Below are 18,952 nucleotides of genomic sequence, written 5' to 3'. Positions count from 1 at the left end.
CGAGGTCGGTGGGCCGCGACGGCCCGTAGGGTGACCGCACGCGAGGTCAGGGGACTGCGACCGCCCGTAGGGTGACTGGGCCGAGGAGGGGGTTCAGCTCGTCCGCCTGGGGCTGGTCGGTCGGGGTGATCACGTCCACGGCCTTGGGGACGCCGCTCGGGTCGAAGGAGCACAGGGCGCTGGTCCCGCCGGGGGTACACACGCCGAACTGGTACGGCTGGGGAGTGGCGGCGAAGCCCCTGGCCTGGTCGGAGCTGAACCCGTCCTGGCCCGTGAGCACCACCGCGAAGCGCCAGCCGGGGCCCGGTGTGCCGAAGACCGCCTTGGGTACGGCGATCGTGATCGTGCGCGTGGTGCCGGAGCCGCGGACGGCGGCGCCGGGCAGGGCGGTGCCGGCGGCCGTCACCCAGACCGGGGCGCCGAAGCCCTGGGCCTCGATCCGCTGCGACCACGCGTCCTGGTCGGCGATGCGGTAGTTGCGCTGCGGGAACGCCGGATCGGTCGAGCGCGCGGTCACGGTGGGGTTCTGTACGTACACGTCGAGGAGCTGGGCGCCGATCTGGTTGCCGAAGGTGGGGGTGAGGTCACGGATCTCGGCCCGCAGGTAGACGGTGCTCGTGTCCGTGATGACCTGGAACCTGCGCAGGTCGAAGGCGCCCGCGTGGAAGTCGGCGGCCGTCGGATAGGCGTAGGTCCCCGGCCCGTTGTCGTCGCCGTCGGGATCGGTGACGTCGAGCACGGTCGTGGCCCCGGTGATGTCGCCGACGACCGAGCGCCGGGCGTACCCGGTGCGGCCGTCGGAGGTGGTGGCGGTCACGGTGAGCACGACCTCGCCGAACGACACCGGCGCCCGCGCGGTGAAACCGCCGTCGGACCCGGCCCGCACCGAGACGACCTCGGTGGCGGTGCCGATGTCGATGGGCGTGGCCGCGACGTCGACCCGCGCGCCAGGCGCGGTGGTGCCTTCGACCGTGACCGACGTGCCGGCGACCGTGCTGCCCTCTGCGGGGGCGGTGACGGTGAGTGGGGTCGTGCCTGGCATTCCGTGGGCGGTGTAGCGGCGCCGTACGATCTCGGGCTGGTCGAGCGGGCGGCCGGCGGCCAGTGAGAGGATCAGCCGGACCTCCTGGGCCTGCGCCCAGGTCAGAGGGGACGCCGAGCCGGCGGGCTCGCCGGCGTGAAAGCCGATCGAGGCGGTGGCCGGGTCGGTGCCGTACGGCGAGGCGGTCAGGTCCGGGTTCTCCCACGCCTGTTCGGGGACCAGGCCGGTGCCCGAGGACATGGCTCGCATCGCCGTCAGCAGGGCGGCGGCCGTACGGGTGTCGCCGGTCTGCAGCGCCTGCTCGGCGCGTTCACCGGACAGGACCGGCCACAGGTGGCCCGAGCCGGTGTTCGCGGTGGGCCAGGGGCGGCCCGACGGCGCGCAGGAGGTGGGGTCGGGTTCGTGGCAGTCGCCGTAGCCGTCCTCGGTGCCCTCGGTGTCGGAGCCGTAGCGGTACCAGCCCTGGCCGTTCGGCGTCGTACGCCGGATCACCCGGTCCACCACGGGCAGGCTGGCCAGGACGTCGGGGTCGGTGGCGGGCAGGATGCCCAGCCGGGTCAGTTCCAGGAAGCCCGCGTCCACCACCCGGCGCTGGTCCTCTGTCGGGCCGCCGTTGCCGAGGTTGTACGGGGACGCGGCGTCCGGGTCGCCGGTGCGTGACAGGCGCAGGAAGTAGCGGGGGGCGTACGGGCCGGTGGTGGTGACCGTCCAGCCCTTGACCGAGCGGGCGAAGTGGTCGGCGGTGGCGCGGTAGAGCCGGGCCCGGCCCTGGTCGTCCCGCCCGGCGGCGATCTCCCCGGCCGCGACGAGGCCGGCGATCTCAGCCGCGATCGTGGACGGCGAGTAGCCCTGCTGCTCCTCCCAGCGTTCGACGCCGAACGCGGGACCGTGCGCCACCAGGAAGTCCGCGGCCTGGCGCACGTGTTCCCACAGCTCCGCGCCGATTCCGGACTGGTGGGCCATGAGGATCGGATAGGCGGTCTCGTCGAGCTGGTCGCCGCCCGAGTCGGGGGCGAGCCGGCCGTTCAGCAGGGAGTTGCGCGGCAGGCGGCCGTCGGGCAGCTGCTGGCGTTCCAGCAGGAAGCGGGCCGTGGCGCGGGCGGTCGCCAGGTCGCCGTCGGTGAGGAAGCCGGTGAACGCCTCGTACAGGTCGCGGGCGAACACCTCGCGGTAGGACCCGAAGTAGACGGCCTTGCCGCCGACCTTCTCACCCGCGCCGACCGCCTGGCCCCACGGGCTGGCGAGCGAGGCGACGACGGCTCCGGGGAAGGTCTTGTCCTCGCTGGCCTTCAGGACGTTGGCCGAGAGCCGGTAGGCGTCGGCCAGCGCGGCGGGCGGTTTGCGCAGTCCGGCGTCGTAGGCGGCCCAGCCCGCCTCGTACCGGGCCCGGGTGGTCTCGAACGGCCGGACGGCGGCCTCGCCCGCGGTCCGCAACGCGGCGCCCGCCGTACGGCCGAAGCCGAGCGCGAAGGTCACCTCGCCCGAGCCGTCGAGGGGCAGCCGGGCGGTGGCCACCACGTTGCCGTCGGGGGCGGTCGCGGAGGGGGTTAGCGTGTGGTCGGTGTCCAGTTGCGCGGCGCCGTCGCCGGGTGTGCCCGCGTAGCCGACGTTGGCCTGCGGCAGTCGCCGCTCGGCGCGCAGCGCCAGGTGGGTGGGGACGGCGTAGTCGCGGGCGGGCGCGGAGGTTTCGGTGTTCGGGTCGGAGATGACCGGGGCGCCGGTCGGCCCGTCCACCACGCCGCTGTCGGCGCCGCCGTTCGGTGTGCCGCCGCCTCCGTTGCCGTTGACGCTCGCGTCCAGCCGTACGTACAGCCGCAGTCCGGGCGGCTGGAGCCGGGTCCTGACCACCACGGCGTCGCTGCCCGGATCGGTGAGGTAGGTCGTGGTCAGGCGGTAGCGGCCGCTCTTGCTGGATGAGGTGATCGTGCAGGTCATGCCGGAGCGGTCGGTGGCCACTTTGTAGGTGGTGTCCCGGGACTGCAGCTCGGTGAACGTCCTGCCATCGGTGACGGCGAACTGCATCGTCTCCACGTTGGTGTTGTCGATGGTCGGCTCATAGACGTCGGACAGGACGCCGCCCGCGACCGTGTACCAGACCTTGGACGCCCGGCCCGCGGCCGTCCCGACGCAGTCCTTGCGCGCGAGCCCGAAGTGGGACGCCGCGCCGGGCCCGGGCACCCTGGCCTGCGCGGGCGTGGCGGGGAGCCCGGCCAGCGCGGCGGCGACGGCCAGAGCGAGCGCGAACCGTCGAACCGTGGCCATGCCGTGCCCCCTCGGGTCCGCCCTTTTCCTCGCAGAGTTGCAGAGAAGACCAGGCCCGGTCCGCTGTCAACCCCGACCCGCGGTGAGGCGGCGAAGCACATACTCGATCGGGCCGTACCGGTGACCGCGGAGCCACCACCGGCTCAGCCCGAGCAGGACCGCGTAGATCACCGCGGCCACGCCCATGACGGCGAGCGGCGACAGCTTGCCCGCCAGGGCCAGCCCGTAGCCGGTGAAGACCAGGCAGCAGAGCGCCGACTGCCCGATGTAGTTGGACGCCGCCACCCGCCCGGCCGGGGCCAGCGCGCGGCCGGCGGCTGGGAAGCGCTTGATGACCTGGAGCAGGGTGACCACGTAGGCGGCGGTCAGCAGCACCGAGGTCACGTTGTTCAGGGCCAGCGCGACCAGCTCCAGCGCGCCCCCGGAGGAGGGCGCCCAGGCGAAGAACGCCGCGGCGGGCAGGCCGGCACCGAAGCCCACCCACTTGACGCGCGGCACGAAGCGCGCCCAGCGCTCCGGCTCCTCGAACAGCCGTGACCTGCCCGCCGCCAGCCCGAACAGGAACAGCGCCATCGCCATCGGCCCCTGCCCGATCCACACCATCGCGGCCACCGCCGGATACGTCTGCGCCTGGAAGATGAGGAAGCCCAGCGGCCCTCCGGTGACCAGCGCCTCCGCCTGTGCCGCCGCGGCCGGATCCGCCACCGCCGCCGCGCCGCCCGCCGGGTCGAGCAGGGTCAGCCCGGCCAGCAGCAGCCAGATCACCGACATGACGCCGATGACGGCGCAGCCGGTGATCACCGCCTTCCTGGGCGAGATGTTGCGCATGGCCAGCAGGATCAGCCCCAGAGTGGTGTACAGCGTGAGGATGTCGCCGATCCACAGCAGGAACCCGTGCAGGACCCCGATCACGAAGAGACCGAGGCAGCGCCGCAGCATCCTGGCCTTGACGTTCACCCCGTCGCGCGTCTGGAGCGTGAAGGAATAGCCGAACAGGAAGGAGAACAGGATGTAGAACTTCGTCAGCACCAGCGTGCTGACGAGGTACGCGACGGGCCCCTCCGTGATGGGCATCGTGCCGGTCCCGACCGCGTAGCCGGGATCGGCGAAGAACCCGATGTTCGCCAGCAGGATGCCCGCCAGCGCGAACCCGCGTACGGCGTCGATCTCGTGCACGCGCCGTGAGCTCGGCGCCTCAGCCAGTGTCATGATCCTGACGCTAGAGACGCCGAGCTCCCCGGCACATCGACCCTTGGCAGCCCGCGGGCCGACCAAAGTCGCTAGTTCACGGTCACGGTGTGCAGCAGGCTGTTGAAGCCGGTGGCGGCCTCCCAGACGTTCTCGTTGGCCAGCCGGATCGAGTACTCGGGCCGGGCGGACAGCTGCGGGTCGGGCAGGTCGAGCAGCAGCGCGTAGGTGCCCGCCGGCATGCTCGACGGCAGCGTCACGCTCTGGTCGATCGTCGCCGTGCCGCCCGCGAGCCAGAGGCGGGGGTTGGCGTTGAGCGGGAAGCGGTACACGGCCGAGGTGGCGGTGTCGCGCAGGACCAGTGCGACGTTACGCGGGTTGAAGGGCGCGGCCCAGCCGTCGTTCCGGACCGTGACGCGCACCGGCAGCGCGCCGCCGTGGGTCGCCGTGCTCGGGTACGTGCCGCTCTGCAGGGCGAAGCGGTAGCCGAGGCGGCGGGTGATCTCGGTCAGGCAGCCGCCGCTGTTCCAGCCGCTGATGACGTCGGGGTGGTAGTCGGTGTTCAGGTACGACCAGTGGAACATGCCCATCTCGCTCATGGCGGTGGGGCAGCTCGACCTCGGCGGGTTGGCGCCGCAGGTCTCCCCGCCCATCGGCAGGTAGGCGGTCTCGGCCTGGAGGTAGGGGTATTCGACGGCGGTGTTCTCGTAGGTGCCGTAGTCGTCGGGGCTGGCCAGGAAGCAGTCGTTGTGGTGACCGACTCTGGCCTGGGCCGAGCCGTTGTACGCCTGGGCGGGCGTCAGCGCGGTGGTGCCGTACATGGTGCGCTTGATCTTGGGCGTGCGGACCTGGATCATCCGCGACGACGGCAGGACGCTGAGGATCTTGTCGGTCACCGCCTTGCGGTTGGCCCAGTCGGCGGCGGTGATCGTGCCCTCGTTGCCGAAGTTCTGGGTGTAGTACCACTCGCCCCAGGCGCCGATGAACCCGGCCTGGACCACCTCGATCACGTCGCTGTTGGCGCTGAGGTAGGGCGCAAGCTGGTCGAGGTGGGCCAGCATGCGGGCCTTGGTGGTGTCGTCGCCGGTGGTGGACACCGTGTAGGCGAACCGGACGATGGCCTTGAGGCCGGCGGCCCGCACGGTGGCGAGCTGGTTCTGGAAGCGGGTGAGCGCGGCCTGGCTGATCGCGCCGGTCTTGAACTCGGCCAGGTAGAACACGCACATCACCAGCGAGATGTTCTGCGAGGTGCGGTAGCCCTGGAGGGTGGCGAGCGAGAAGTCGTTCTTGTCGCAGTCGCCGGTGTGGTGGTAGAAGCCGCGCTCGGGGTTGGGGAAGGTGGCGCTCGACTGGGTGTAGGTCACCGTGGCGCCGCTGGTGCCGCCGCTGTAGACGTGGGTGTACTTGGCGGAGCTTTCCAAGGGCGCCTCGGCCTGGAAGATCAGGTCGGCGTCGTTGGGGGTGGCGCTCTCGCCGATGTCCGCGCGGGCCACCGTCCAGCGGGCGGTGCCGGACGCGCTGGAGAAGGTGACGCTCTTGACCAGCGTCCAGCTCCAGCCGCCGCCGTTGTGGTGGTACAGGCCGGCGTTCTCCAGCAGGTAGTCGGCGCCGATGCCGCCCTGGGCGAACCCGGTGGCGGCGTTGCGGTCGGTGTCGATGTACGTCCTGAGGTAGGCGGGCGTTCCGGTGTAGCCGAACTGGTAGGTCACGTTGGTGGCGTCGTTGGTGGCCGACGGGCCGGTGATGGCGGCGTACGCGGGCGGTGCGACGAGAATCGCCGCGCACAGGAAGAGCAGGCCTGCTAACAAGCGGGACATGGGGGACTCCTCTCGGCGGGCTCAGCCCTTGATACCGGTGTGGGCGATGCCCTGGATGAACTGGCGTTGCAGGAAGACGAAGACGGCGATGACCGGCAGGGAGGCGAGCAGCGAACCCGCCATGAGCACCGGATAGTTGGTCTGGAACTGCCCCTGCAGCGCGGTCAGCCCGGCCGACAGCGTCATCTGCTCGGGATCGGTGTTGACCACCAGCGGCCAGAACAGGTCGTTCCACGACCACAGCAGCACCAGGACACCCAGGGCGACCAGCCCCGGCCTGGCCAGCGGCAGCATGATCGACCAGTAGATCCGCAGCGGCCCAGCGCCGTCCAGCCGGGCCGCCTCCTCCAGCTCGCGGGGCAGGCCGAGGAAGAACTGGCGCAGCAGGAAGACCCCGAACGCGCTGAACAGGCCGGGGACGATGAGCGCCTGCAGGCTGTTGAGCCAGCCCAGCGACGACATGATCTGGTACTGCGGGATGATGAAAAGCTGCGGCGGCACCATCAGCACCGACAGGAAGAGCCCGAACAGCAGCCTCTTGCCGGGGAAGCGGAGCCGGGCGAAGGCGTAGGCGGCCATGGAGCACAGCAGCACCTGGCCCACGGTCCGCCCGGCGGCCATCAGCACCGTGTTGAGGAACTGGTCGCCGAAGGGCAGCAGCCCGAACACCTCGCCGTAGTTCTCCCAGTGGCCGCTGGGCAGCACCGACGGCGGGACCTTGGTGGCCTCGCTGAGCGTCTTGAGCGAGGTGATGATCTGCCAGGCGAACGGCGCCACCATCGCCAGTGACGCGGCGACCAGCACCGCGTGCAGCCCGAGACGGCGCCCGCCGGTCGTGGGGGCCTCAGCCATAATGCACCCACCTTCGCTGGAGCCTGAACTGGAACGCGGTCAGCGCGATGATCAGCATGAGCAGCGCCATCACGATCGCCGCCGCGTAGCCTCGGTCGTTGGTGACGAAGGCCCGCTCGTAGAAGAGCTGGACCACCGTCTCCAGGCGCGGGAAGGCCGGATTGGACCGGGCCGACGACCCCGAGCCGCTCATCACGTACACCAGGTCGAACAACTGCAGCGAGCCGATCACCGAGACCACCGAGACGAAGAACGCCGTCGGCGACAGCAGCGGGAGCGTGACCTTGAAGAACTGCCGGACCGGGCCCGCGCCGTCGATCGCCGCCGCCTCGTAGTACTCCTTGGGGATCGCCTGCATGCCGGCCAGGAAGATGATCAGGTTGTAGCCGACGCTGCTCCAGATCCCGACCACGACCAGGGCGGGAAGCGCGGTGGCCGGGTCGGCGATCCAGTTGGGGCCGTCGATGCCGACCAGCGACAGCACCTGGTTGATCAGGCCGTAGTCGCCGTTGTACAGCCACCGCCACACCATGGCGATGGCGACCGGCATGGTGACGACCGGCAGGAAGAACATCGTGCGGTAGACGCCCACCCCGCGCAGCCCCTTGGTGTTGAGCAGCGCGGCGAAGACGATGGCCAGCGGGATCGCCAGCAGCCCGAGCACGGTGTAGGTCAGCGTGTTGACCAGCGCCCGGCCCATCTCGGGGTCCACGGCCAGGCGCAGGTAGTTCTCCAGTCCGGTCCAGGTGTGGCCGCCGAAGGCGCCCCACTCGGTGAAGGAGAAGTAGGCGGTCTGCAGGACCGGCCAGAGGTAGAAGACGGCCAGGCCCAGCCCGACCGGGGCGATGAACGCGTACCCCCACAGGGCCTCGACCGCGCGGTCCTTGCGGCGCGGGCGGTGCCGGGCCGGCGCCGCCTTCGTCACGCTTCGGCGGGTGGTGAGCGTCATGTCATTCCTTGGCGAGCAGGGCGTTCATCGCCGTCGCCAGCTCGGCGGCCGCCTTCTCGACCGGCTCCTCGCCGGTCCAGGCCTTGGTGAGGTACGTCAGCTCCGCCTCGTTCCAGGCGGCGGTGTTCTTGGAGACCGGGAACGGCGCCGCGTAGGCCACCGCGTCGAGGAAGGTCTGCAGCTTGAACTCGGGATGGGCGGCCACCCACGCGCTCTGGGTGCCGTTGTACGCCGGGATCGGCCCCTTCTTGCCGAGGATGTCGGCGGCCTGCTTGGAGCCGAGGAACTTGACGAACTCCCAGGCCTGCGCCGGGTGCCCGGTCTTGGCCGACACGACGTTGGCCACCCCGTGGATGATCGTGGCCTGCTTCTGGCCCTTGGGCAGCGGCGCCACGTCCACCTTGTCCTTGGTGTAGTCGTTCTTGGCGAACTCCGAGACGTTCCACGAGCCGCCCCAGTACATGGCGATCTTGCCGGCCTCGAACAGTTGCAGCGGGAACGTGTCGGTCATGGTCTTCAGGTCGGGGGACTGCTTGTTCTTGATCAGGTCGGTCCAGAAACGCAGGCCCTCGATCGTCTGCGGGTTGTCGTAGCCGGACTTCTTGCCGTCCGGGGAGATCACGAACCCGCCCGCCTGATCGATGGTGTTGTACTGGTATTCCTGGAAACTCGTCAGCTGGGCGGCGGTGCCGTAGACGCCCTTGGCCGGGTCGCTCAGCTTGGCCGCCGCCTCGTTGAAGTCGCTCCACGTCCAGTCGTCGGCCGGGTAGGGCACCTTCTTGGCGTCGAAGAGCGACTTGTTGTACCAGACGCCGATCGTGTCCATGTCCTTCGGCAGCCCGAAGTGCTTGCCGTCGAAGGTGTACAGGTCGATCAGCGGTTTGGGATAGACCGACAGGTCCACCTTGTCCTTGGTGATCTCCTCCTCCAGCGGCCGGATCACGCCGTTGGAGGCGTAGAGCTGGAAGTTGGGGCCGTTCATCCAGAAGACGTCGGGCGCCGCGCCGCCCGTGGCCGCCGCCTTGAGCTTGGTCCAGTAGCCCTCCCAGGGGGTGAGCTGGACGTTCACGGTGATGTTCGGGTGGGCCGCGGTGAACGCCTTGCCCAGCTCCTCCATCACCGGTTTCTGGTTGTTGTCCCACATCGCGTACGACAACGTGACCTTCTCCTGGCCGGCGGTGGCAGCCGGTTCGTCACCGCCCGCAGAGCAGGCGGAGACGGCGAGCACCACCCCGAACACAGCCGCGCCGAGCCGCGCCGACTTCCGCATCCTGGACCTCCCTGACGAGCGAGGCGCATCCGGCGCCACGGTCTCGAACTTGTGGATAATCATGGAGCCCATGGAAATTAAGTCAAGCATCGATTCGATTACGGCACGCTCAGCCCCGGGAGAAGCGGTCCGGTGAGGCGAGCTGGCCGCCGCCCCTGAGCGCCTGCTCGACGTGGTCGAGCGCCAGCCGGACGGCGCCGAGCGCCACCCCCTCGTCGGCGAAGGCGGACACCCTGACCTCGGGCGTGCGGATGCACCAGCGGTCCAGCTCGCGGCGGAGCGGCTCCACGATCAGGTCGGCCGACCTGGAGAAACCGCCGCCGATCACGACCAGTTCGGGGTCGAGGGTGAGCACCAGGGCCGAGGCGCCGACCGCCAGGTCCTTGACGTAGCGGCGCACGGCCGAGGCGGCCCGGCGGTCGCCGTTCCTGGCGGCGGAGAACAGGTCGGCGGCGATCGAGTCGGGATCACCGGCCACCTCGGAAGGACGGCCCGGCCACGACTTGAGCTGGTCCTGCGCGCGGATCCAGCCCGCGACCGGCAGCGCGCCGATCTCCCCGGCGGCGTTCCCGAACCCCCGGTGCAGCTTGCCGTCGATGATCAGCCCGGTGCCGGTACGGAGCCCGGCCAGCAGGAACACCACGTCCTTGGCGTACCGCGCCACCCCACGCCAGGACTCCGCGAGCGCGGCCAGCTTGCAGTCGTTCTCGACCAGGATCGGCCCGGCCACGATCCGCCCCAGGTGGGCGGCCAGGTCGACGCCGGTCCACTCGGGCAGCGCGTTCGAGAGCATGACCCGCCCGGTCCCGTCGACCAGCCCGGTGGTGGCCACCCCGGTCGCCCACATCTCGGACGCGGCCACACCCGCCCCGGCCAGGCAGTCGTTGACGGCCTGGTCCACCGCGGCCAGCCGCTCCCGGCGCCCCATCGCCGGGGTGACCGAGACCCTGCTGCTGTGCCGCGGCTCGCCGTCCAGGTCGGCCACGACCGCCAGGATCTTGTGGCCGCCGATGTCGACGCCGAGGACGTGGCCCGCGTCCGCGCGGAAGCGATAGCGCCTGGCCGGACGGCCGACCGTGCCGGTGGTCGGCTCCGTCTCCACCACCCAGCCGCGGTCCTGCAACTCGCGCACCACGTCCTCGGTGGAGGCGCGGGACAGCCCGGTGCGCCGGGAGAGCTCGGTCACGGTGAGCGCCGGCTCGCCGCGCAGCGTCCGGATCGCGGCCAGCGCGTTGAGCTGGCGGAGCCGGGAGAGATCCCCTCCGCCCAGATCTTCGGCCACCACACCCCCTTGAGGTCTGCTCCCTCACCGCTAATAATGAGGGACTCCATGTTAATTTCGGGAAAGGATCCCATGTCTGGGGTGACTCTAGCCCTCGTGGGCGCCGGGCTGCGCGGGCAGTCGTACGCGCGTCACGCGACGGTGGCCGGCCTGGGGCGCGTGACCGCGGTGGCCGAGCCGGACCCGTACCGGCGCGAATCGGCCGCGGCGGAATTCGGGGTCGCGCCGGACATGGTCTACTCCGACTGGACGCAGCTCGCGGCGGCCGGCCGGGTCGCCGACGCGGCGATCATCGCCACCCAGGACCACCTGCACATGAGCCCGGCCGTACGGATGGCCGACCTGGGTTACCACATCCTGCTGGAGAAGCCGATGGCGCCCAGCGAGCAGGAGGCGACCGCCATCGCCGACGCGGCGAAACGCAACAAGATCATGCTGGCCGTGTGCCACGTGCTGCGCTACACCCCGTACACCAGGACGCTGAAGCGACTGCTCGACGGCGGCCGCATCGGCCGGCTCGTCAGCGTCCAGCACCTCGAACCGGTGGGGTGGTGGCACCACGCGCATTCGTTCGTCCGCGGCCACTGGCGCCGCGAGGACACCTCGGCCCCGATGCTGCTGACCAAGTCGTGCCACGACATCGACTGGCTGATCCACCTGTTCGGCCGGATCCCGGCCAAGGTCAGCTCGTTCGGCAACCTGACCCACTTCCGCGCCTCCGAACGCCCGGAGGGCGCGGCGGACCGCTGCACCGACTGCCCGCTGGAGCCGAGCTGCCCCTACTCGGCCAAACGGCTGTATCTCGGCTGCCTCGGCGACCCGGACAGCGAGTTCTGGCCGCTGTCGGCGGTCACGCAGGCCCGCACCGAGGAAGGCGTGCTCCAGGCGCTGCGCACCGGGCCCTACGGCCGTTGCGTGTACGCGTGCGACAACGACGTGGTCGATCACCAGGTGGTCAACATGGAGTTCCCCGACGGGGCGACGTGCTCGTTCACGATGAGCGCGTTCACTCCGATGGGGCACCGGCGTACCCGGCTGCTGGGCACGCACGGCTACATCGACGGCGACGGCCGCACGCTGCGCCTGACCGACTTCCGTACCGGCCTCGAAGAGGTCGTCGACACCCATGAGGGCGCGGGACCGTCGGCGGGGGACGGGCACGCGGGCGGCGACGAGGCGCTCACGGACGCCTTCCTCGCCGCTGTCGCCACGGGCGACCCGGCGCTGCTCTACTCCGACGCCGCCGAGAGCCTCGCGACCCACCGCGTCGTGTGGGCCGCGGAACGCGCCCGAGCCACGGACACGGTCGTCCGCCTGGGGTAGTGCGAGGTCGCGTTGGCCGGGCCGTACGACTGGGGCGAGTGCTGGGCCGGGCTGGTGGTTTTCAGGAGATTTTCAGGAGAAAGGACCGGCTCATCCCCTCGCGGCACGCCGAGCGACTGGCCGTTGCGACGTCCGGCGACAGCGAACTGCTCATGCTGGAGGAGGGCAACCACGGCCGCGCGAACCTCGCGCGCCCTGGCACCGCCCCTGCACCGCCGACTGGCCGGCCAGCGGCTCACGACTGCGAAAGGCGTAGCTTGATGTCCGATTCGATGACGCGGGTGGGCTGGATCGGCGTCGGCCGCATGGGAGCCGCCATGGCCGAACGCCTGGCCAAGGCCGGGGTGGATCTGACCGTCTGGAACCGTACCCCGGCCAAGGCGGAGCCGCTCAGAGAACATGGCGCGACGGTGTCGGAGTCGATCGCCGGGCTGCGCGACAAGGACGTCGTCTTCACCATGGTCTCCACGTCCCACGACCTCGAACAGGTGCTGGACGAGCTGCTCGGCGGCGACGGCCCCGTCCCGGGCGTGGTCGTCGACTGCTCCACCGTCTCGACGGAGTCCTCGGCCGCGGCACGGCAGAAGTGCGCGGACCGGGGCGGCTCCTTCCTGGCCGCGCCGGTCAGCGGCAACCCCAAGGTCGTCCGGGCCGGAGCCCTGAGCCTGGTCGTCTCCGGGCCGCGCGCGACCTTCGACCGGGTGGCCGGGCTGCTCGTCCACCTCGGCCGGTCGGCCACGTACGTCGGCGAAGGTGAGACCGCCCGCCTGGTGAAGATCGCGCACAACCTGATGCTCGGCGTGGTCACCCAGACCCTGGCCGAGATCACCGTGCTGGCCCAGAAGGGTGGCGTCCCCCGGAACGCCTTCCTGGAGTTCCTCAACAACAGCGTCATGGGGTCGGCGTTCACCCGCTACAAGTCGCCCGCGTTCGTGCACCTGGATTACACGCCCACCTTCACGCCCGTCCTGCTGCGCAAGGACTTCGACATCGGCCTGGCCGCCGCCCGCGAACTGGACGTGCCCATGCCGGTCGCCGCCCTCACCGCGCAGCTCGTCCAGGCCGCCATCGGCGCGGGCAGGGTGGACGAGGACTTCGCCGTCCTGCTCGACCTGCAGGCCGCCGCCTCGGGCCTCGAACTCGAACCCGAAGACGTACCTGTGGACGACGGGCTGGGCTCGTGACCGGCCCGCCCCCGCGCGGCTGGCCACTCGACGCGGGCAAGGCGGCCGTGGAGAAGGCGGGCTTCACGGTGAAGGTCGGCTACCACAAGGGCCGCGCCTGGATCGGCAAGGTGGCGGCCCTGAACCCGCCCGCCGGAGCGTCCGCGTGCACCGGCAGAGAGGTGGAGATGTCGATCGGCGTCAGATGACCGGCCGCCGCTGGGCTTGCGGCAGAATGCAGCCATGCGCGTCGAGGAGCTGTCCACGGCCGAACGCCGGGTGTGGGACGCGTTCCCGCAGGGCGAGCTGGTCGACCTCCGTACCGGGAAACCCGACGAGGACGCCCCGGCGGGCGGCGCGAGCTGGGGCCCGGAGCGGACGATCCGCGCGAAGGTGATCGCCGAGCTGCTGCTGCGGGACGAATCACGGCAGTCACAAGCCCTGCGCGTCAAAGGCGCGCGCATCACCGGACCCCTGGACCTGGCCCACTCCACCATCGCCCACCCGGCGCGGTTCCTCTCCTGCGACTTCGAGGAGATGCCGCGCCTGTACTGGGCCCGCTGCCAGCAACTGAGTTTCACCGGGTCCCGCCTGCCGGGGCTGTCGGCCTCCAACGCCCAGATCGGCGGCCATCTGCGGCTGGAGGGCTGCCTGTTCACCGGGCGGGTGGAGCTGCGCGGCGCCCAGATCGCGGGCAGCCTGACGCTCGACCACGCCCACGCGCGCACGCCGGGGGTGGCGATCGACGGCGACCGGCTCCAGGCCGATCGCGGGATCGCCGCCATCGGGCTGCGGTCCGAGGGTCACGTCCGGCTCTCCAACGTCAAGGTCAGCGGTAGGTTGATCATGGACGACGCCCAGCTGACCGCCTCCGGCAAGCACGCCCTGACACTGGACGGGCTCGTCGCCGACGGCAACGTGTTCTGCAGGTGCATGACGGTCACCGGGATGATCAGCCTCCGCAACACCCGCGTGAGCGGGCCCTTCGCCCTGACCGGCACCACCATCGACCACCCCGGCGAGATGGCCTTACGCGGCTCGCGGATCACCGCCGAAGGCGGCCTCTACCTGGGCGGGACCTTCGCCGCGACCGGCACGGTACGCCTGGCGGACTCGCGCGTCGACCGCGAGCTCAACCTGAACGGCGCCTGCCTGGACAATCCCGGCGGCGACGCGCTCCAGGCGGAGGAGATCCAGGTCGAAGGCACGATCGAGGCACGCGGGCTCACCGCGCGCGGCCGGGTCGGCTTGTCCCAGGCCCGCGTCAGCGGATCCCTGCGTCTGGCCGGCGCCGACCTCTCCGCTCCCGGCGAGGTGGCGCTGGACGCCGACGGCGTGTCCATCGGCGGCGCGCTGGCCTGCGTGGACGGGTTCCGGGCCGAGGGCGAGGTACGGCTGACCGACGCCGCCATCGGCACGTTCGCCGACTTCAACGGCGCCCGCCTGAGCAACCCCGGCGGCAAGACGCTGAACGCGGCCGCGGCGACCATCGGCAGCGGCCTGTCCTGCGGGCACGGCTTCACCTCCGACGGCGAGGTCACGCTGATCGGGACCCGGGTCCGCCGGCTCGTGCACCTCAACGGCGCCACGCTCTCCAACCCGGGCGGCCGGGCGCTGGCGGCCTGGCAACTGGAGGCCAGCGAACTGTACCTGCGCCCGAAGTCGGCGCCCGAAGGCACCGTCGACCTGCGGCACGCCCGCATCGGGGTGCTGCGTGACGACCCGGCGACCTGGTGCCCGCGCCGGCAGGACGGTCTGACGTACGAGGCACTGAACCCCACCCTGCCCGCCGCCCAGCGGCTGGCCTGGCTGGAGGAGGGCACGGACGAGTACGTGCCGCAGCCGTACGAGCAACTGGCCGCCATCTACCGGCGGCTCGGGCACGACGAGGAGGCCCGCACGGTCCTGCTGGCCAAGCAGCGGCGGCGGCGCGCCACGCTGCGCAGGCCCGCCCGCGCGTGGGGCGTGCTGCAGGACGTCACGGTCGGATACGGCTTTCGGCCGCTGCGCGCCGCCGCCTGGTTCGTCGCCCTGCTCGTCCTGGGGGCGGCGGTGTTCGCGCTCGACTCCCCGCCGCCCGCCGAGGCGGGCAAGGGGCCCGCGTTCAACGCCGTGGTGTACGCCCTGGACCTGCTGTTCCCGTTGATCGACTTCGGCCAGGAGAAGGCGTTCCAGCCGGCCGGCGGCGGTCAGTGGGTCGCCTACGGCCTGGTGCTCGCGGGCTGGATCCTGGTCACCACCATCGTCACCGGCATCACCCGGGCCCTGTCCCGCCAGTGACCGGTCAGGGGACGATGAGCGCCTGCCACGACGGTGGCATGTTGCGGGCCACCTCGATCCCCGAGAACACCGACGGCTCCTGCGGACCGTGCTTCTTCGCCCAGGCGGCCATCTGCGCCAGCCCGTCGGCCAGCGACACCGAGCCGGTACCGACGCCGAGCAGCTCGCGGGCCTTGTCATGGGAGGAGTAGGCGTGCACCACCTCGTGGCGCGCGGGCAGATGCCGGACGCGGAGCGGCGCGTCCATGGCCGCCGCCACCGCGCCCGCCAGCTCGTTGACCGTGTACGGCCGGTCGCCGCCGATGTTGAACGTCTCCCCGTAGGCCCGCGGGTTGCCGATGGACCGGGCGATCGGCAGCGCGACGTCGTCGATGTGGCTGAAGGCCCTGGTCTGCTCGCCGTCCCCGAAGACGGTGCACTCCTCGCCGCGCAGGATCTGGTTCATGAAGATGCCGATGACGTTGCGGTAGCGGTCGCCGATGTTCTGCCGCTCGCCGTACACGTTGTGCGGGCGGAAGATGATGTACGGCAGGCCGAACATCTCGTGCGTGACCTTCAACTCCTGCTCGACCGCGTATTTGGCGATGCCGTACGGGTCCACGGGCGCGGGCACCAGGTCTTCGGTCATCGGCGGCTCGGCGTGGCCGTACACGGCGATGGAGGAGGTGAAGACGAAGCACCGGACGGTCCCCGTGTTGACCGCCGCGTTGATGAGGTTGACGCTGCCGATCACGTTGTTGGTGTAGTTGTAACGCTTGATGAAGTGGCTCAGTCCCTCGGCGGCGTACGCGGCCAGGTGGAAGACGTAGTCGAACTTCCACTCCGCGAACAACGCGTCCACCACCTCGGGGTCGCAGACACTGCCGTGGTGGAAGAGGGCGCCGTCCGGGACGTTGGCCGGGTCGCCGCCGGACAGGTCGTCGAGCACCACCACACGATGGCCGGCCCGGAGCAGGTCGGCCGCCACATGCGAGCCGATGAAGCCCGCGCCGCCGGTGACCAGCGAGGTATGGGTCATGACAAAGACTCCTTCGCTACAGGGTGAGGGGAGAGCGTGCGCCGCGGCCGGAGCCAGCGCAGAAGGACCGCCGCGTGGACGAGCGCGCCGGTGGCCAGCACGCCCACCGCGCCGAGCGCCCCGGCCCAGGGCACGACGATGGCGGCCAGCGCCACCACCGCCAGCAGCGACACCACCGCACCCACCGCGGTGGCGCGCAGCGCCAGGGGAGTGGCGTTCTCCATCACATAGCTGGCGCTGCCCACCGCGAAGATGACCGGCACGCAGGCCACGTACAGGATGACGACGCCCAGTCCGCCGAGCGGGCGCAGCAGGAGCGGCGCCAGGCAGGAGACGGCCGCCACATAAGGGGTTCCGGCGAGCAGCAGCAGGCGCAGCCAGCGGGACAGCCGGTCGTAGGCCGCGGTCAGGTCACGCTGGTTCAGCGCCTGGGAGACGCCGGGCTGCAGGACGCGCAGCAGGTAGCCGAACGCGTTGAGCAGTGTCCCCGAGGCGATGGAGGCCATGTAGAGCCCGGTGCTCTCCGCCTGCGCGCCGGCCACCGAGAGCGTCACGAACAGCAGGCTCATCGACACCCCCGCGACCACGTCGGGGATCGCCATCAGCAGGGACGTCCCCACCGCGACGCGTACGAGGACCCGGCGCCGCAGCCCGGCGAAGCTCGGCCGCAGCCCGGCCAGCAGCGCCACGTTGAGCACGCTCACGGTCGTCAGCCACAGGGCCAGGAACACCACGGGCGAGGCGTGTCCCGTGGCCGCCGCGCCCGTCGAGCAGGCCAGTCCCGTGGCCAGGATGAGATGGTTGGCCACGTCCCGGCCGGGTTTGCCGATGGCGCGGCTCAGGCCGACCAGCACCTGGTTGCCGCCGACGCTGATCGCGTACAGGCCGGCCAGCCCGGCCAGCGCCCACGGGCCGTTGTGCCCGAAGAGCAGCACGCCCGCCAGGACCGCGACCGCGACCGCCAGCAGCAGCCCGGCCAGCGCCACGAAGACGCCGACCAGCAGGCCGACGGTGTGCCGCGCCCGCGGGATCAGCTTCAGCGCGCATTTCTCGATCCCGATCGACGCCAGAGGCGTGAGGAACGCGGCGCCGCCCATCGCCTGGGCGTAGCCGGCGTAGTCCCCGGAGCTCCAGACCGCCAGCAGCACGACGTTGGCCAGCAGGAGCGTCCCCCGGAAGGCGGCCCGCCCGCCGAGCAGCACCATCAACTGTCTCGGTGCCGCGAGTCTCATGCGGGCGGCGTGCCGTAGTCGGAGGTGACGAATCTCCCCTTGCCGCCGGGGGTGATCTGGACGGACTCGGCGGGCACCACCTCCAGCGGGAACTCCCCGCCGGCCAGGCCGAAGAGCTTGTCCCGCACGGTCGCCAGCACCTCGCCCGCCGCACCGGCGTTGGGCACGACGTGCACCCGCACCAAGCCTGCCGTGTCCTGGTGCACGAAGCACTCGCTGATGCCCGGATGGGTGGCGGCCAGGTGGAGGAAGGCGTCGGGGTAGAGCCGCTCGCCCGACGGGAGCGTGACGTAGTCGTTGCTGCGCCCCGTGGTGAGCCGCAGGGTGCGGAACCGGCGACCGCAACGGCAGCGGCCGGGCTCGATGAGGCCGATGTCGCCCAGGCTGTAGCGCAGCAGCGGCATGGCCCGTTCCATGAAGGCGGTGACGACCACCTGCCCGGCCTCGCCGTCCGGGACCGGATCGCCCGCCGCGTCGACGATCTCGCAGTAGACGCGGTCCTCGCCCAGGTGCGCGCGGCCGTACCGGCAGTCGTAGGAGACGTTGAGCACCTCGAAGGCCGAGTACTCGTCGAAGACCGGAGCGCCGAACCGCTCGGCGAACATCGCCCGGTGCTCGGGCAGCAGCAGCTCCGACTCGGTCAGCACGATGCGCAGCGTCCGCCGCAGCCGCGCGAGCTCGTCCGGGGTGAGCTCGCGCAGCAGGGCCCGCAGGTGCACGGGGTAGCCGATGAGCACCTTGGGCCGGTTGGCCAGCAGGTCCGCCTTGATCTCGCGCATCGGCCGGTGGGAGAGGATCACGTGCCGCCGGAACAGCCCGAACCGCTCGAACGTCCTGGCCGGCGGCGCGAACGGCCGGATGTGGCTGAGCCGGTCGGTCGGCAGGTAGCGGCCCGTCGCCAGGAACCGGCGCACGCAGGCGGCCATGTGGTAGTCGTGGCTGTCGCGGTCGTGCAGGATCCGGACCCGGCGGCCGGTGCTGCCGCTCGTCTGGAAGGACAGGCACCGATCCTGGTCGATGCCCTCGGTGAGCAGCCGCTCCAGCGGCTGCTCACGCAGCACCTGCTTGTCCAGCACCGGCAGCTCGGCCAGCTCGGCGAGGTCGCGGAGGGGGCCGCGGGCGTAGCGCGGGTCGTCGCGGTAGTACGGCACCCGCGTACGGGCCAGCTCCAGCATCCGGTTGACCCCGCGAAGCTGGCGACGGCGCAGCCCCGCGGCGCTGCCGTACTGCCGCGCGATGCTGAGCGGGACGTAGCCCGCCTCGCGGATGATCAT

14 protein-coding genes are annotated in these 18,952 nt (G+C 71.3%); 4 read left to right on the top strand and 10 right to left on the bottom strand.

Translation table 11 applies throughout. The annotated features are described in order from the left end of the window. Positions 1-46 precede the first annotated feature (46 nt). From KLK06_RS25775 to KLK06_RS25745, 7 genes are all read right to left on the bottom strand, one after another. Positions 47-3,304, bottom strand: a complete 3,258-nt coding sequence (locus KLK06_RS25775; protein WP_214638189.1) for a glucodextranase DOMON-like domain-containing protein — start codon at positions 3,302-3,304, stop codon at positions 47-49. A 66-nt stretch (positions 3,305-3,370) separates the two neighbouring features. Next, a complete protein-coding gene (locus KLK06_RS25770) occupies positions 3,371-4,513 on the bottom strand; it encodes a DUF418 domain-containing protein (protein WP_214638188.1) in 1,143 nt (380 codons plus the stop codon). A gap of 71 nt (positions 4,514-4,584) precedes the next feature. Then, on the bottom strand, positions 4,585-6,309 hold the full coding sequence (locus KLK06_RS25765; RefSeq protein ID WP_214638187.1) for a DUF4832 domain-containing protein: 1,725 nt from the start codon (positions 6,307-6,309) through the stop codon (positions 4,585-4,587). A gap of 21 nt (positions 6,310-6,330) precedes the next feature. Then, positions 6,331-7,161, bottom strand: coding sequence for a carbohydrate ABC transporter permease (locus tag KLK06_RS25760; RefSeq protein WP_214638186.1), 831 nt, complete (start codon positions 7,159-7,161; stop codon positions 6,331-6,333). Then, positions 7,154-8,110 carry a carbohydrate ABC transporter permease gene (locus KLK06_RS25755; protein ID WP_214638185.1) on the bottom strand — a complete coding sequence of 319 codons (957 nt, stop codon included), beginning with the start codon at positions 8,108-8,110 and terminating at the stop codon, positions 7,154-7,156. The genes KLK06_RS25760 and KLK06_RS25755 overlap by 8 nt, the downstream gene beginning before the upstream one ends. 1 nt (position 8,111) lies before the next feature. Next, on the bottom strand, positions 8,112-9,380 hold the full coding sequence (locus tag KLK06_RS25750) for a sugar ABC transporter substrate-binding protein (protein WP_214638184.1): 1,269 nt from the start codon (positions 9,378-9,380) through the stop codon (positions 8,112-8,114). Between the two features lie 109 nt (positions 9,381-9,489). After that, positions 9,490-10,662, bottom strand: coding sequence for an ROK family transcriptional regulator (locus tag KLK06_RS25745; RefSeq protein WP_308168445.1), 1,173 nt, complete (start codon positions 10,660-10,662; stop codon positions 9,490-9,492). Positions 10,663-10,734: 72 nt separating this feature from the next. On the opposite strand from KLK06_RS25745, the gene KLK06_RS25740 reads away from it, so the two are divergent. The 4 genes from KLK06_RS25740 to KLK06_RS60120 all read left to right on the top strand — a co-directional run bounded on the left by KLK06_RS25740 (position 10,735) and on the right by KLK06_RS60120 (position 15,428). Then, positions 10,735-11,985 carry a Gfo/Idh/MocA family protein gene (locus tag KLK06_RS25740; protein ID WP_214638183.1) on the top strand — a complete coding sequence of 417 codons (1,251 nt, stop codon included), beginning with the start codon at positions 10,735-10,737 and terminating at the stop codon, positions 11,983-11,985. Between the two features lie 260 nt (positions 11,986-12,245). Beyond that, the gene (locus tag KLK06_RS25735) at positions 12,246-13,169 is read left to right on the top strand and encodes an NAD(P)-dependent oxidoreductase (protein ID WP_214638182.1); all 924 of its coding nucleotides are present in this window, start codon (positions 12,246-12,248) and stop codon (positions 13,167-13,169) included. Next, positions 13,166-13,357 (top strand): hypothetical protein, encoded by a 192-nt coding sequence (locus tag KLK06_RS25730; protein WP_214638181.1) that lies wholly within the window; start codon positions 13,166-13,168, stop codon positions 13,355-13,357. The genes KLK06_RS25735 and KLK06_RS25730 overlap by 4 nt, the downstream gene beginning before the upstream one ends. A gap of 34 nt (positions 13,358-13,391) precedes the next feature. Continuing rightward, positions 13,392-15,428, top strand: a complete 2,037-nt coding sequence (locus tag KLK06_RS60120; RefSeq protein WP_250906035.1) for a hypothetical protein — start codon at positions 13,392-13,394, stop codon at positions 15,426-15,428. Between the two features lie 4 nt (positions 15,429-15,432). Here KLK06_RS60120 and KLK06_RS25720 read toward each other — a convergent pair whose 3' ends face one another. The 3 genes from KLK06_RS25720 to KLK06_RS25710 are packed head-to-tail and all read right to left on the bottom strand — an operon-like array spanning position 15,433 to position 18,952. Beyond that, positions 15,433-16,446: an NAD(P)-dependent oxidoreductase gene (locus KLK06_RS25720; RefSeq protein WP_214638180.1), complete on the bottom strand. Its 1,014-nt coding sequence runs from the start codon at positions 16,444-16,446 to the stop codon at positions 15,433-15,435. Then, entirely contained in the window at positions 16,443-17,678 is a 1,236-nt protein-coding gene (locus KLK06_RS25715; protein ID WP_214638179.1) for a hypothetical protein, read from the bottom strand. The genes KLK06_RS25720 and KLK06_RS25715 overlap by 4 nt, the downstream gene beginning before the upstream one ends. After that, positions 17,675-18,952, bottom strand: coding sequence for a phenylacetate--CoA ligase family protein (locus KLK06_RS25710; protein WP_214638178.1), 1,278 nt, complete (start codon positions 18,950-18,952; stop codon positions 17,675-17,677). The genes KLK06_RS25715 and KLK06_RS25710 overlap by 4 nt, the downstream gene beginning before the upstream one ends.

The organism is Nonomuraea sp. NEAU-A123, from assembly GCF_018603905.1.
Taxonomy (GTDB): domain Bacteria; phylum Actinomycetota; class Actinomycetes; order Streptosporangiales; family Streptosporangiaceae; genus Nonomuraea.
The sequence above is the reverse complement of the archived record's forward strand: the minus strand, read 5'-3'. Positions and strand labels throughout refer to the sequence as shown.